We start from the raw sequence: 14,921 nt of genomic DNA, 5'->3' as shown, positions 1-14,921 counted from the left end.
TAAAAACAAATTATGCATTTGTTTCAGCAGGAATTTTTGTATAGTTTACGCCACACATTTGTTCTGCGATACGTAACACTTGGCAGCTATAGCCAACTTCGTTATCGTACCAAACATAAGCAGTTAAACGAGTACCAGAGGTAATTGTTGCTTGCGCATCAAACACACCCGCAGTACGTGAACCAATAAAGTCACTTGATACCACTTCACTTGAGTTGGTATAGCCAATTTGACCTTGTAAACTAGAGTTAATCGAGATTTGACGAATATATTCGTTCACTTCTTCACGATCAACTTCTTTCTCTAAGTTCAAGTTCAAGATCGCAAGAGAAACGTTTGGTGTAGGAACACGAACAGAGTTACCTGTTAACTTACCTTTCAATGCAGGTAGAGCTTTAGCAACGGCTTTCGCAGCACCTGTTTCAGTGATGACCATGTTCAAAGTCGCAGCACGACCACGACGATCAGCTTTATGGTAGTTATCAATCAAGTTCTGGTCATTTGTGAATGAGTGAACTGTTTCAACATGACCATTTAATACTTTGTACTTGTCATCTAAAACTTTTAATACTGGTGTAATTGCGTTAGTGGTACAGCTTGCAGCAGAGATGATTTTGTCTTCATCTAAAATATCAGTGTGGTTTACACCAAAGACCACGTTTTTCATTTCGCCTTTACTTGGCGCAGTCAATACAACACGTGCAACGCCTGCACATTTCAAGTGTTGGCTCAGGCCTTCAGCATCACGCCATTTACCCGTATTGTCGATTAAAAGTGCATTATTGATGCCATAAGCGGTGTAGTCTACTTCGCTTGGACTTGATGCATAAATCACTTTAATGAAGTTACCATTGGCAATGATTGCTTCATTTTCTTCATCGACAGAGATCGTTCCAGCAAAAGTACCGTGGATAGAATCACGACGTAACAATGAAGCACGTTTTGCCAAGTCACCGTCAGATGATTTACGTACAACGATTGCTTTAAGGCTTAAACCACGACCTAAACCTGATTGGCTGATGATTAAACGAGCCAAGATACGACCAATACGACCGAAACCGTATAGCACCACATCTTTAGGTTGTTCAGAAGTTGCCTTACCTTCGATTGATGACACTGCTTTTGCAACAAAAGCGTCTACATCACCACCTTCATTTTTATATTCAACAGCAAGTTTACCGATATCAACTTCAGCAGAACCAATGTTTTGAACTTTCATTAACGCTTCCAAGATTGGGAAGGTATTGACAACTGAAAGCTCAACATCAAGCATACGCGTACGACGATGTGATTTTAAGATCTGGATTACTGAACGGTTTATTAAAGAACGACCGTAAACAGAAACAACAATATTCTTCTCACGGTATAATTGACCAATCAACGCAATCATGTGTTCCGCGATTTCTTCACGGTTTTTCCAACGGCCTTGATGTTCTGCGTGTAGGGCAACGATAGTGTCTTTGCTCACAGTTACGTCCTCTAATTTAATATCTATACTGGGCGTGAATTTTAAAAACGCCTAATTGTAATAGAATTATCATCAAGATTGAATCAAAAGCTGCTCAAGTTGTTGAGATTTTGTCGCAATCAGCCATAAATTCATAAAATACCTATAATTATTTTTGTGATTTTAGGTAAAAATCTTTTTCAATCATCGCAATAGCCGTGATCCATTTTAAAGCAATCATTGTTCATTGGACGTCATCTAAGCGTTTTGGGTACTGTTTTAAATTAAGTTCCAAATGTTGCTTTCGTTTTCTCTGTTGCAATAAATGTACAGCACCCTCGATCACTAAAACCAGTACAGCCAACCAAATTGGAATATAAGTGAACCATTCCTCTGCTCCGATTTTCTCTCCAAGCAACAAGGAAACAAGCGCTAAAAGCACTGGTTCTAAATATCCCAATAAACCAAAAATAATCAGTGGCAGATAACGACTTGCTAAAATAAAGCTTCCCAAACCAATTGCGCTTAAGCATCCAAGCCCTATGATGATCACAATGAGAACTGGCGCATCAAAAAACTTGAGATACGGCGTATCCCCTGTTTGAGTAAGGAAAATTGCGATAGGAAGAATCAGCAATAAATCCCACCAAAAACCACCTAAATTATCCGTTTGAATTTTTTTACGAATCACGAAATACGCGGTATAACCAATCGCGACGAGCGCAGTTTCCCATGCAATGCTGCCTAAGCGCCAAAACTCATGTCCTACACCAAACATCGCCAAAGCAACTGCGACACATTGAAACTTGGACAGCTTCTCGCCATACAGCACACTTCCGACCAAAACCAAAATCAGCGGCAATAAGAAATAGCCCAATGAAACTTGCAACCCACGACCATGCATCGGTCCCCATAAGAACAACCACAGTTGTACAGACGTCAGCACAGAAGTTGCCATTAAAAACAATAATAAACTTGGCTTTGCCAGAATCCGTTTAAATATGGTTCTGATATGAATCAAGTCGCCACTTAACCACATGAACAAGGTTAAAAATGGCAAAGTCGCAATGATACGCCAACCAAAAGTTTGCTCGCTATCAAATGCGCCTAATACTTTGGTGTAAAAAAATAAAACACCAAAGGTTACAGAGGCCAAAACTGAGTAAATAATACCTTTGAGCATTTTGACCTCTATCTAGGCTAGAAAAAAACGCTAGCGAATGCATGATTTATCCACTATATGCAAATAAAAAACCATGCAAGCATGGTTTTTAGAGAATATAGCTTATTTAACGATATTCAGGATAAATCACATCACCGATATCATAACCAACCGTTTTGGCATAATTCAGATATTCATGAATAATTTCTTTATTCGGTGTTGGAGTCCGCGAAAGTACCCATAAATATTTGCGGCGTGGTTCACCGACCAATACAGTCTGATACTCTTCATCTAGTTTTAGAATCCAATAATCGCCACGCCCAACTGGAATCCAACGCACGCCTTCAGGTAAAAAACTAACCCGCAATTTGCTGTTAAATGGCGCGTTTGCGACAAAGGCTTCGCCTAAACTTTGCTGTAAATTTCCATCGATATCGTAGCATTTGTTATCCACCACGATATTGCCATTTTCGTTCACTGTATATGTAGCAGAGATGTTATAAGCGCACTTACGCTCAAAAAACATCGGTTTACGTGCAACCTCATACCAAATACCCAAATACTTATCTAATTCTACTTTTTCAACGGTAGGCAAAGGCTTTGATTGAGCATAAGCGTATGTCCCGATAGCCAACCCCGTCAGGACTACGCCACCAATTGCAATTTTTGCTAAACGCCAACTCGATTTTGGGAAATTTGTAATCAATGGCATGATAAATCCTCAAAACAGAAATTTGTTATAAATAGTCATATAGTTAGCTTATTAAGCTAGCCTATTTTATAAACAAAAACTGTTGAGAAATGTATCACTCTTGAGAATTTCTCTCCTATATTACGATTGCAACATATATGCTTTTAAGCGCACGATTTCATCACGTAACCTTGCTGCCTGCTCAAACTGTAACTCTTTAGAGGCTTTGAGCATCTCCTTCTCAAGTTTACCGATCTGCTTCGCAAACAATTTTGGATCCGATAAAAGGTGTTGTTCATCAGCACTCATTGCTTGAGCTTGATCAAGCACTTTGTCATCGATTTCATCATCAGTTAACACTTCGCCTGAATCAATTTCTTTGGTTGTCTGGCGCACGGTACTGCGTGGCGTAATACCATGCAATAGGTTAAATTCAACTTGTTTTGCACGGCGTCGATCTGTTTCATCTATGGCTTTACGCATCGAATCAGTAATACGGTCCGCATATAAGATTGCTTTGCCTTTGACATTACGAGCTGCACGCCCAATGGTCTGAATCAATGATCGTTCTGAGCGTAAGAAACCCTCTTTATCTGCGTCCAAAATCGCCACCAAAGAAACTTCTGGCATATCCAAACCTTCACGCAATAAATTGATCCCGATCAGAACATCGTGTACCCCTGTTCTTAGATCATGGATAATTTTAACGCGTTCAACCGTATCGATGTCCGAATGTAAATATGCGACTTTGACGCCGTACTCTTTCAAATATGACGTTAAATCTTCGGCCATCCGTTTGGTCAATGTCGTCACCAGCACGCGTTCATTCAAATGCTTACGCAGATTAATTTCAGATAAAACATCATCAACTTGAGTTAGCACAGGACGCACTTCAATTTCAGGATCAATCAAACCCGTTGGACGTACCACTTGCTCTACAATCTGTTCAGATTTTTCCATTTCATAGCGTGCAGGAGTAGCACTGACGTAAACAGTCGTCGGTACAATTCGTTCCCACTCTTCAAACTTCATCGGACGATTGTCCAGTGCGCTCGGCAAACGGAAACCATAATTCACCAAGTTTTCTTTACGTGAACGATCGCCCTTATACATCGCGCCGATTTGAGGAACTGTGACATGTGATTCATCAATAATCAGCAAAGCATCTTCAGGAATATAATCAAAGAGTGTCGGCGGTGCTTCACCCGATGGACGTCCTGAAAGATGACGTGAATAGTTTTCAATGCCATTGGTATAGCCCAATTGCTGCATCATTTCCAAGTCATAGCGCGTGCGTTGTTCGATGCGTTGAGCTTCCAGCAGTTTGTCGTGTTCACGGAAAAACTTAAGCTGATCTTGCAACTCATCTCTGATGGTATCAATCGCCCGGGTTAAATGATCTTTTGGCGTAACATAATGGCTTTTTGGATAAATCGTAACTCGCGGAACTTTCCTTACCAATTTTCCAGTTAAAGGATCAAACCAACGGATCGAATCAACTTCATCATCAAACAATTCAACGCGAATCGCATCCTGATCTGATTCCGCAGGGAAAATATCAATAATCTCACCGCGAATACGATATGTACCACGCAAAAACTCTAGTTCATTACGGGTATATTGCATCTCAACCAGACGACGGATAATGTCATCACGACCGATTCGATCACCTTGTACAATATGTAACAACATCTGCATATAGGCATTTGGATCACCCAAACCATAAATCGCAGAAACCGATGCCACAATAATCGCATCTCGGCGTTCTAATAATGCACGTGTTGCCGAGAGGCGCATTTGATCAATGTGATCATTAATGGCTGAATCTTTTTCAATAAATGTATCTGATGATGGCACATAGGCTTCAGGTTGATAGTAATCATAATAACTAACGAAATACTCAACCGCGTTGTTGGGGAAAAATGATTTGAACTCACCATAAAGCTGAGCTGCAAGGGTTTTATTATGTGCCATGACAATGGTTGGACGTTGGGTTTGGGCAATCACATTTGCCATGGTGTAGGTTTTACCTGAACCTGTAACGCCCAGTAGCAGTTGATTACGAAAACCTTGTTCAATGCCACTGACCAATTTTTCAATCGCCTGTGGTTGATCGCCTGCAGGTTGATAATTGGTGACTAATTCAAATGGCTGGCCAGTCTCTTGCATATTCTTCATCTTGCTACGCTCTTATCGTTTTATGATATTGAGGTTAATCTTACAGATACAACCCCAAATCCCAGTGAGACGAAAAACTTCTAAAATTTTCAACCAATGACATATTCATCTTGACCAATAATTCAGCCATTACTTGTTTAATTTTTTGCTAAATCATCCCACCGTACGTCAGATTTTTAGCCGAATTATCATTAAAAACTAAAATATAAATACGATCTAATAAGTTGATCTAACAAAATAATTTCAAATAAAAGAGACACACATCACACTATCATTAAATTAATGTTACAAATTAACGATTTACCCGCTGTTTGATCAGCTTATGATCTTAAGAACAATAAGTATCACAATATTCTTAGAATGAGAAATGATGTAAGCATGGAGGCTTCATTTGAAAATGCAATATAAATTCATTGTCATCACGACTTCAGTTCTGACAGCGATCGCTTTTGCTGCAACCTACCAAATCCCACCACAACAACCTAAAAAGCTTGCAACCCACAATGTCATCGATCATGAGCTGCTGAAAATAAAGGCTCAGCAGATATTAAAATCCGTTGAGACAGTCGACAAAACCAAAACACCAATTCTTCCGCCACCGCTTGCGCAAAGGGATTACATCATTGTATTCAAGGATAGCTTGGGGGCATCTACACTACCTCAGCTCATTCACAACCAGTACAACGGTCAAATAAGACATACCTATCATAAAGCCATTCAGGGAATTGCTATCAGTATTCCTGAAGTTGCCAGCAACGCTTTTTTTAAAGCAATGCAACAGCACCCCCTAGTGAACTACATTGAAGAAGACACAATCATTCAAGTGAATGCCACACAAACAAATCCATCATGGGGACTCGACCGTATTGACCAAAGATCTTTGCCGTTAGATAAAAGTTATCGCTATGATCAAACTGGTGTAGGTATAAATCTTTATCTTCTTGATACGGGAATTTTAGCAAGTCATCAAGAGTTTACAGGACGAGTAAAAAAAGGCTTTTCTACAATTTCCGACTTCAATGGGACCAATGATTGTAACGGACATGGAACTTTTGTGGCTGGACTTGCAGGTGGAACAACCTATGGTGTTGCCAAAAATATTAATTTAATTCCTGTCCGTATCGTCGGATGCACAGGCACAGGTCTTATGAGTAATATGATTGCAGGCATTGATTGGATACTCAAAAATGGGCAAAAACCAGCCGTGGTCAATATGTCGATTGGTGCACCTGCATACGCGCCATTAGATACAGCTATTAGCAATTTATACGACCAAGGTTTTGTCCCCGTTGTCGCTGCTGGAAATTCTAATACCAATGCCTGTGATCTTTCACCTGCACGTGCAGCAAAGGCAATTACAGTTGCAGCGACAGACAATACCGATACCCGTGCGAGTTATTCCAACTATGGCGCATGCGTCGATATTTTCGCGCCAGGTAGTGCTGTCTCTTCTGCTTGGAACAGAAGTAATAGTTCAGTTGCGACAGGTAATGGAACATCGATGGCTGCACCGCATGTTGCAGGTGCTGCTGCACTTTTATTAGAACAAAACCCAAATGCCACAGCTAAAATGATCATTGACCAACTACTTACATCAGCAACACCAAATGTCGTCAAAAACACTTCTGGCAGCCCCAATCGTTTACTCTTTAGTTCAACCACAACAGCCTCGGCATATACCACCACACCGACCTTAGTCACTCAGCCCTCTACAACCACCATTGCCCATGTCAAACAATTGATCGGATACACCACACGTAATTGGCTTTTTGGTACTTGGCGAGCAAATGTCAGCATTGCTGTTGTTGACCAAAATAATAAAGCAGTGAGCAATGCAACCGTCACAGGTGCTTTCACTATTGGCGCATCATCTGTCAGTTGTATCACCAATAGTCTAGGTGAATGTCAGTTGAATAGCGGAACACTCGCACGTCATGTAACAAGCACCACATTTAATGTGAGTAATATCACAGGCACAAATTTAACTTATGCTGTGGCGAACAATGCCGTTAGTCAGATTACTTTGACCCCTTAAAATCACTTGACCCACCCGTGAAACACCTGCAACATGGGCTTATACTCTACTTTAAATGATAAAAAATATGTCTTACCAATACCATGATGAAAGCATCGTAACCGAACTTCCAGAAGATACTGTCTTTGTTTTTGGCAGTAATCTTGCTGGTCAACATGACAGTGGCGCAGCGCGTATTGCTGCACAACATTTTGCAGCAGTCAAAGGTGTTGGACGTGGTTGGGCAGGTCAAAGTTTTGCCATTCCAACATTCAATGAACATATTCAGCAAATGCCACTTTCACAAATTGAGCATTATGTGAATGACTTTAAAATCTATGCCGAAAATCATCCTAAAACAAAATACTTTTTGACTGCTCTCGGTTGTGGAATTGCGGGCTATAAAGTGTCAGAAATTGCACCTTTATTTAAAGGGATTCATTCCAATGTTATTTTCCCAGAATCATTCCGTCCCTACATTGAAGAAGATGCCGTTTCACAATTTCCAAACTTAACGGCAGATATGGTCCATGCCTTTATCACCGATGATGTCATTTTCTATTTCAATCACGGCTATGAATCCTTTACTGAAGCTTTAGATAAAACCCAATTATCCCCTGCTGAAAAAGCCATTGCCTTAATTGTTCTAAATGAAGAACTATACCCACGTGATCGTTATGGACGTGGACGCGAACATGAAATCAACGATATTTTAGGTAAATTAAATGGAAAAATTTTCCATTTTCAAAATAACACCGAAGGCGCGATGATCTTTGTCAGTGTGATTATTGCGCTGATGGAACTTTATGACATAGATGAACAAGACTTCATCAAACTTTGGCGTGGTGAACTTGAGATTCAGCACCCGATTAATCGTACTTAAAATAAAAAAGCCAATCATATAATGATTGGCTTTTTTCTAACGTTTCCCCATCGAACGACGAGTACCACGCGGTGGCATCCAAGTTCGATCTGCATATTGTTCAGGCTTTGGACGTACCTGATTATGCACAGCACTCTCAGAATCATCCTGTGCCGATGGCATCGGGAAAGGTAATTTGACCAAAGCTTTTTTGGCTTTTGGTTGTTGATCACTCATTGAAATTCTCTCGAAATCAAAATTTCTAACCGCTATTGTAATAGATTTTTTATGATGATGATAAAAATAAAATATGAAAAAAATGAGAACCAAACCAATACTTACAATTTGGTAACTTTTTATACGATTAAGGCGGGTTTCAACCACAACCATTTCTATTTAAGCTAAGATAACATGCTTTTTTATTTTTTAATCCCATAAGAAGGAATAATGCCGTGGACGTACGTCTCTCTGATCGTGTCAATGCCATCAAACCGTCCCCTACACTTGCAGTCACTAACAAAGCTGCTGAGCTTAAAGCTGCAGGCAAAAACGTGATTGGTTTAGGTGCAGGCGAACCAGACTTTGATACCCCTCAACATATCAAAGATGCTGCAATTGAAGCGATTAATAACGGCTTTACGAAATATACGGCTGTAGATGGTACGCCTAGCCTAAAGAAAGCAATTATTGCAAAATTAAAACGTGACAATAATTTAGATTATCAAGCTAACCAAATTTTGGTGTCTTGTGGTGGTAAGCAAAGCTTCTTTAACTTGGCACTCGCTTTGTTAAACAAAGGCGATGAAGTGATCATCCCTGCACCTTTTTGGGTAAGCTACCCAGATATGGTGATTATTGCGGAAGGTACACCTGTGATCGTAAAGTGTGGTGAAGAACAACGCTTTAAAATCACCCCTGAGCAATTAGAAGCAGCCATTACTGCAAACACTCGTTTAGTGGTCTTAAACAGTCCATCTAATCCAACGGGTATGATCTACACCAAAGCTGAATTAGAAGCTTTGGCTGAAGTTCTTCGTCGTCATCCACATGTTTATGTCGCTTCTGACGATATGTATGAACCAATTCGTTGGGAAGATGAGTTCTATAACATTGCGACTGTCGCGCCTGATTTATATGACCGTACCATTGTATTAAATGGTGTATCAAAAGCCTATGCCATGACAGGCTGGCGTATTGGTTATGCAGCGGGCCCAGCAAAAATTATTGGTGCAATGAAAAAGATCCAATCACAATCAACGTCTAACCCAACATCTATTTCCCAAGTTGCTGCTGAAGCAGCCTTGAATGGTTCACAAGATGTTCTTAAGCCGATGATTGAAGCATTCAAACGTCGTCATGACTTAGTCGTAAATGGCTTGAATGAAATCAAAGGTATCTCTTGCTTAACAGCAGATGGCGCATTCTATGCTTATGCCAATATCCGCCCTTTAATTCGTGCCAAAGGTCTAAAATCTTGCACAGAATTTTCTGAATGGTTACTCGAAGAAACTGGCGTTGCTGTTGTTCCTGGCGACGCATTTGGTTTAGGTGGCTTTATGCGTATTTCTTATGCAACGGCTGACGAAGTTTTAGTTGATGCGCTTGCTCGTATCAAACAAGCAGCAGATTCAATTGATGGTGTAGATGCAGCGATTGCATCAATTGAAGCAGAAAAAACGGTTAAATAATCACCCTTTCCGCTTTAAAAAAGGAAACTTCTCAATGGAGTTTCCTTTTTTATTATCCAATCAAATCCCTAATTCTGATCCGAAGATTCAGCATTAAATAAAGCAACGACATCAGCTTCGGTCAATTTCTTGGTTGAGTTTTCAAAATCATAAAACGCAGGTTTGCAATCAATGTAGATTTCCATATCTAAGTTTAAGTCTTTCGGCTGTTCATTCAGTGAGAATACATTGATATTGCAGTAATTCTGGTCTTTAGTCCGCCAGAACAAAGTTGTACCACAAACATTACAAAAACCACGCTCCCCCCAAGCAGATGAGTTGTAAACCGAAAGGTGATCTTGCTTAAGAAATTTTAGACTTCCCTGCTCAACATCAATCGTCATGATTACACCACTGGTCTGTCTACGGCAGATAGAACAATGGCAGACATGCACATTATGATTTTTTAATTCAACTTCAAAAGTGGTTTCACCACAAACACATTGTCCATTCATTATAAATTCACCTTACTTTTAAATTATTCTTCATAAGTTGAAATAGTTTAAAACAAAGCATATTTTTAACAAACGGACAATTTGTAAAACCTCATGTTAAAAAATAATCTAAGTAAATTAAGCAATTGCCTTTTTTACTTTAAAATTTTTCGGTCGTGTACATAAATGACTGAATACCGCATATTGCCAAATACTCTTCACTTGTACCGTAACAATCTTCTCTTCTGCAACAGACCACGCCAAAGCTGTATTTGCGCCTAAAATCAATTCACCACCGAGTTGAAATAAATATAAAGGGCTTTGTTGATTTACGGTGAGTGGATTTTTTTGACTCAATAAATTGCGTGAATCTATGATTTTCCACTTATTACCGAACCATAACTGCAATAAATCACCCAAGAACAAAGCTTGTTGCTTAAAAGGAAATGTATTGATAAATGAACTTTCAACAGGCGTGTAATAACGCTCAGGATCTTGGAGGATATCAAGATAATGTTCTTGATAAAAAGATAGATTTGAAAAAATAGATTGAATACGAAGAATAGTCATTTTGACCTCCGGTTTAGCCATTTTAGTGCTGGCAAGTAGGGTTAAATCCACACTGTCTAGATCGATGTCTAAACGCTCTTTCTAAATTAAATCTAGCAATCGCATCTTCAAGTTTCAAGTATTTTTTTCGATTTAACGCCAATTGTGCAAATAAGAAGCATACAACACAAAAATAAAGAGAACATGGCAGTTTTAACTTGACCGATCTTAAAAGCCGCATATAATGGCTGTCAGATTCTCCCATAGCTCAGTCGGTAGAGCGACGGACTGTTAATCCGCAGGTCCCTGGTTCGAGCCCAGGTGGGAGAGCCAAGATTCTAAAAAGCCCATATCACTGATATGGGCTTTTTATTGCTTAATAAAAAATAGAAATAAAAAAACCTCTGAAATTGTCAGAGGTTTGCTCAACTTTAGTTCAAAATTAAGCGACGATCTTTGCTGGCACACCACTATGGAAACGGAAAGTATCATCTGGAGTTAAAATCAGATTCTTCTCCACTTCACGAATATACTCAATTCGTTGTTGAATGTTTTCTTCAGGATCTTTTAGTTTCGCCGTTTTCGCAACATCTAAAGCCAGCGCCAAATAATCCTCGAAGTGACGCGATTCTGATTTAAGCAAGTAACGATAGTAGCGACCGAGCTCATCATCAACAATTGGTGCAAGTGCATGAAAACGCTCACAAGAACGTGCCTCTACAAATGCACCAATGATCATCACATCAATCAAGGCTTCAGGTTCATAGGTACGTATTTCTTTGCGCAAACCGCCTGCATAGCGCCCTGCGCTCAACCCCTTCCACTCTTGACCACGTTTGTTCATAAACTCAAGAACTTGCTCATAATGCAGCATTTCTTCACGCACGAGCTGCGCCAGCTTCACTTGTAAGTCAGTAAAAAAGCTATAACGAAACATCAGGTTCATTGCCGTACTAGCAGCTTTCTTTTCACAATTTGCATGGTCTTGCATCAATATTTCAAGATTATTGATAGCTTCATCTAACCATGCTTGAGGTGTAGTACAACCTAAAAAATCAATCACAGGTTGCATCAACTCATCGTAATTTATACTACTCATCAACTTATCTCGCAGCAGCCTGAATCGCTGCTTTCATCTCTTTTACCGCTTGAGTCAAACCGACAAATACACTATCTGCAATAATCGAATGCCCAATATTTAATTCATGAATTTGCGGGATCGCGGCGATAGGCGCAACATTTTCTAGATTTAAACCATGTCCAGCATTGACCACTAACCCCTTCTTAGCGGCGTATTCAGCACCTTTGACGATGCGTGCCAATTCTGCTTGCTGTTGTTCATCCGTCTCCGCGTCCGCATACGCACCTGTATGGATTTCAATGGTTGGCGCACCACAGGCAACCGCCGCATCAATCTGGACTAAATCTGCATCAATGAATAATGACACATCACATCCAATCGCTTTGAGTGCTTCTGTCGCAGCTTTCACTTTTTCAAAATGGCCAACCACATCCAAGCCGCCTTCTGTGGTGACTTCTTGGCGACGCTCAGGCACGAAACAGACATGTTGCGGCTGAATTTCTTTGGCAAATGCAACCATTTCATCAGTCACTGCTAATTCAAGGTTCATGCGTGTTTTCAATAATGGACGCATACGACGAACATCATCGTCTTGTATATGACGACGATCTTCACGTAAATGTAAGGTTATGCCTTCTGCACCCGCTTGTTCACAGACCAATGCCGCCTGTACAGGATCAGGGTAAGTTGTACCACGTGCTTGTCTTAATGTCGCAACATGATCAATGTTTACACCTAATATTGCAGCCATAAAAATATCCTATTGTTCTTCACCCCAAAGCACTTAAAAGTTTTGCTTTTGAATGATTAAGTTTGAGTATTTTGAATCCAAAGTTGACGGCTTTTCAGCGGTCGATCACCCAACAATGAGCTAATCATTTGACGGTATAGTTTACCCAATAATTGCAATTGTTCGTGAGAAAAATCCTGTCCTTGTTCATAACTAAGCATGGATACAATTAGAGCACCATCTAGCGTTGAACGTGAGGCTTTTGCAACAGGCATAAAACCATCATTAAGCTGAAATTGATAATACTGAGATGGTTGAACTTGTTGTTGGCTAGCATCAACCGAGAAATCAATTGCATAGCCTAGCTCTTGCAATAAAACATGCTCAAATTGACGCAAAATTTGACGCAAAAACAAAGATGCTTGTTCATGTGACGCAAGTAGCTGTAACTGCAATAAAACCATTTGATATTGTTGGAATGTTTGTGGCATCGCTTCTTCTAGAGAGCACAAACGTAAAATGACTTCATTAAGATAAAAACCAGCAAAGAATGCATCGCCATGAAAAAAAACCGGTTGATTTAAAATTTCCAACTTAGTGAAATTTTTAAGTTCAGATTTGCCTGTGGCTTGCACACGAATCGGTTGATATTGGGGTGGCGGAGTCTGTCTCAATATTCCATCCACCCGACCATATTCCTGTGTAAACAAATGCACAATATGGCTTTTTTCTCGGTATTTACGATGATGAATTAAATATCCATGCAAGACCTCATTGCGCATCATAGCATGCGACTCATCCTAGTCCTTTGCATCCTTTTTTTCATCATCTTCACCATCAGGAATCACAGCACCCACCACAGCCGCTGTGCCTTTCACAACGCCCTTGGTGGTTTTATAGGCAACTTTAACAGGTACAGTCACCACTTTATGAATACACCCTTGCAACATGAATATACATGTCACGATTGCCATGACTCGTATTGTGATTTTCATACCTGCTTCCATCTTAATAGATTTTTTAAATATCGCTATAACCTAGACTTTTCAGCGCACGTTCATCATCAGACCAGCCACCTTTCACTTTAACCCAAAGCGTCAGCATAATCTTTTGCTCAAACATTCTTTCCATGTCTGCACGTGCATCCATACCGATACTTTTCAGCTTCGCACCTTTGTCACCAATTACAATGGCTTTTTGGCCTTGGCGTTCTACAAAAATAGTCGCATCAATATAAGTACAAGCAGACTTCAATTTACCGGTCTTTTCATTCATCACTGCTTCTTCAGTTTTAAATGATTCGATCTGTACAGTTAAATCGTATGGTAGTTCCTCACCCAACTGACGCATAATTTTTTCACGGATAATTTCACTTGCAAGGAAACGTTCTGAACGATCCGTGATCTGATCCAATGAATATAATGGCGCTTGATAAGGTAAGTACTTTTCAATGGTGTCACGCAAGTGATCTAGATTCGCGCCACGCAAAGCTGAAACAGGGACAATTTCAGCAAAATTCATTAATTTGGCACGTTCACGAATCAGTGGCAGTGCTTCATTTTTATTTTCAAAAGTATCAAGTTTGTTGATCACCAAAATCACAGGCATTTCTGCGTTTTTAAGTTTCTCTAAAACAAGCTCATCATTTTGAGTCCACTTTTGTGCATCAACCACAAATAAAACCAAGTTCACATCACGCAACGCAGAATGTGCAGCACGGTTCATCATTTTATTGATCGCACGGACTTCTTTTTTGTGCATTCCTGGGGTATCAACAAATACTGCTTGTGATTTTTCACGCGAATCAATACCCACAATCTTATGACGAGTGGTTTGTGGTTTACGTGAAGTAATCGAAAGTTTTTGTCCTAATAAATGGTTCATCAACGTTGATTTACCCACATTTGGACGGCCTACAATTGCGACAAAGCCGCTTTTGAAATCCGAAGGAATGGTAACTTCTTTAGAACTAAAAAATTGATCAACTACATTTTGATCATCTTGTGGTTCAGTCGTTTCTGATTGATTGTCATTTGAATGAGACAT

Annotated in this window: 15 protein-coding genes and 1 tRNA gene; 4 read left to right on the top strand and 12 right to left on the bottom strand. The window is 39.9% G+C overall.

Annotated features, from left to right (window positions below; genetic code table 11):
• Positions 1-10: 10 nt before the first annotated feature.
• The 4 genes from F903_RS07405 to uvrB all read right to left on the bottom strand — a co-directional run bounded on the left by F903_RS07405 (position 11) and on the right by uvrB (position 5,469).
• The gene (locus F903_RS07405; protein WP_005195884.1) at positions 11-1,468 is read right to left on the bottom strand and encodes a glyceraldehyde-3-phosphate dehydrogenase; all 1,458 of its coding nucleotides are present in this window, start codon (positions 1,466-1,468) and stop codon (positions 11-13) included.
• A 223-nt stretch (positions 1,469-1,691) separates the two neighbouring features.
• Entirely contained in the window at positions 1,692-2,630 is a 939-nt protein-coding gene (gene rarD / locus F903_RS07400; RefSeq protein ID WP_005195882.1) for an EamA family transporter RarD, read from the bottom strand.
• A 106-nt stretch (positions 2,631-2,736) separates the two neighbouring features.
• Positions 2,737-3,321 (bottom strand): lipocalin family protein, encoded by a 585-nt coding sequence (locus F903_RS07395; protein WP_004668835.1) that lies wholly within the window; start codon positions 3,319-3,321, stop codon positions 2,737-2,739.
• 120 nt (positions 3,322-3,441) lie between these two features.
• Positions 3,442-5,469: an excinuclease ABC subunit UvrB gene (gene uvrB, locus F903_RS07390; protein ID WP_171065267.1), complete on the bottom strand. Its 2,028-nt coding sequence runs from the start codon at positions 5,467-5,469 to the stop codon at positions 3,442-3,444.
• A gap of 406 nt (positions 5,470-5,875) precedes the next feature.
• On the opposite strand from uvrB, the gene F903_RS07385 reads away from it, so the two are divergent.
• Together F903_RS07385 and F903_RS07380 are read left to right on the top strand one after the other, a co-directional pair.
• The gene (locus F903_RS07385) at positions 5,876-7,513 is read left to right on the top strand and encodes a S8 family peptidase (RefSeq protein WP_005195878.1); all 1,638 of its coding nucleotides are present in this window, start codon (positions 5,876-5,878) and stop codon (positions 7,511-7,513) included.
• A gap of 67 nt (positions 7,514-7,580) precedes the next feature.
• Entirely contained in the window at positions 7,581-8,375 is a 795-nt protein-coding gene (locus tag F903_RS07380) for an A1S_2505 family phage non-structural protein (RefSeq protein ID WP_005195876.1), read from the top strand.
• 36 nt (positions 8,376-8,411) lie between these two features.
• On the opposite strand, the gene F903_RS07375 is transcribed toward F903_RS07380, so the two are convergent.
• Positions 8,412-8,591 (bottom strand): hypothetical protein, encoded by a 180-nt coding sequence (locus tag F903_RS07375; RefSeq protein ID WP_005195874.1) that lies wholly within the window; start codon positions 8,589-8,591, stop codon positions 8,412-8,414.
• Between the two features lie 215 nt (positions 8,592-8,806).
• Between F903_RS07375 and F903_RS07370 the strand changes: the two genes are divergently transcribed.
• Positions 8,807-10,042: a pyridoxal phosphate-dependent aminotransferase gene (locus F903_RS07370; RefSeq protein WP_005195867.1), complete on the top strand. Its 1,236-nt coding sequence runs from the start codon at positions 8,807-8,809 to the stop codon at positions 10,040-10,042.
• Positions 10,043-10,110: 68 nt separating this feature from the next.
• Here F903_RS07370 and F903_RS07365 read toward each other — a convergent pair whose 3' ends face one another.
• Positions 10,111-10,536: a GFA family protein gene (locus tag F903_RS07365; protein WP_005195865.1), complete on the bottom strand. Its 426-nt coding sequence runs from the start codon at positions 10,534-10,536 to the stop codon at positions 10,111-10,113.
• Between the two features lie 117 nt (positions 10,537-10,653).
• Positions 10,654-11,085, bottom strand: coding sequence for a hypothetical protein (locus F903_RS07360; protein WP_005195864.1), 432 nt, complete (start codon positions 11,083-11,085; stop codon positions 10,654-10,656).
• A gap of 236 nt (positions 11,086-11,321) precedes the next feature.
• Here F903_RS07360 and F903_RS07355 point away from each other — a divergent pair.
• Positions 11,322-11,397: transfer RNA gene (locus F903_RS07355), tRNA-Asn, on the top strand.
• A gap of 109 nt (positions 11,398-11,506) precedes the next feature.
• Here the strand turns inward: F903_RS07355 and F903_RS07350 are convergent.
• Genes F903_RS07350 through era form a run of 5 tightly spaced genes read right to left on the bottom strand, consistent with a single transcriptional unit; the run spans position 11,507 to position 14,921 of the window.
• Entirely contained in the window at positions 11,507-12,163 is a 657-nt protein-coding gene (locus tag F903_RS07350; RefSeq protein ID WP_005195863.1) for a MiaE family protein, read from the bottom strand.
• Positions 12,164-12,167: 4 nt separating this feature from the next.
• Positions 12,168-12,896 (bottom strand): pyridoxine 5'-phosphate synthase, encoded by a 729-nt coding sequence (gene pdxJ, locus F903_RS07345; RefSeq protein WP_005195862.1) that lies wholly within the window; start codon positions 12,894-12,896, stop codon positions 12,168-12,170.
• A 56-nt stretch (positions 12,897-12,952) separates the two neighbouring features.
• Positions 12,953-13,660, bottom strand: coding sequence for a DNA repair protein RecO (gene recO, locus F903_RS07340; protein ID WP_005195861.1), 708 nt, complete (start codon positions 13,658-13,660; stop codon positions 12,953-12,955).
• Between the two features lie 15 nt (positions 13,661-13,675).
• Positions 13,676-13,870, bottom strand: coding sequence for an NF038104 family lipoprotein (locus F903_RS07335; RefSeq protein WP_005195860.1), 195 nt, complete (start codon positions 13,868-13,870; stop codon positions 13,676-13,678).
• Positions 13,871-13,895: 25 nt separating this feature from the next.
• Positions 13,896-14,921, bottom strand: a complete 1,026-nt coding sequence (era, locus tag F903_RS07330) for a GTPase Era (RefSeq protein ID WP_005195859.1) — start codon at positions 14,919-14,921, stop codon at positions 13,896-13,898.

It is taken from the genome of Acinetobacter sp. NIPH 298, from assembly GCF_000369505.1.
In the GTDB taxonomy this organism is placed as follows: Bacteria; Pseudomonadota; Gammaproteobacteria; order Pseudomonadales; family Moraxellaceae; genus Acinetobacter.
Note: the sequence above shows the minus strand (reverse complement) of the source record. Positions and strands in the feature narration are given on the sequence as shown.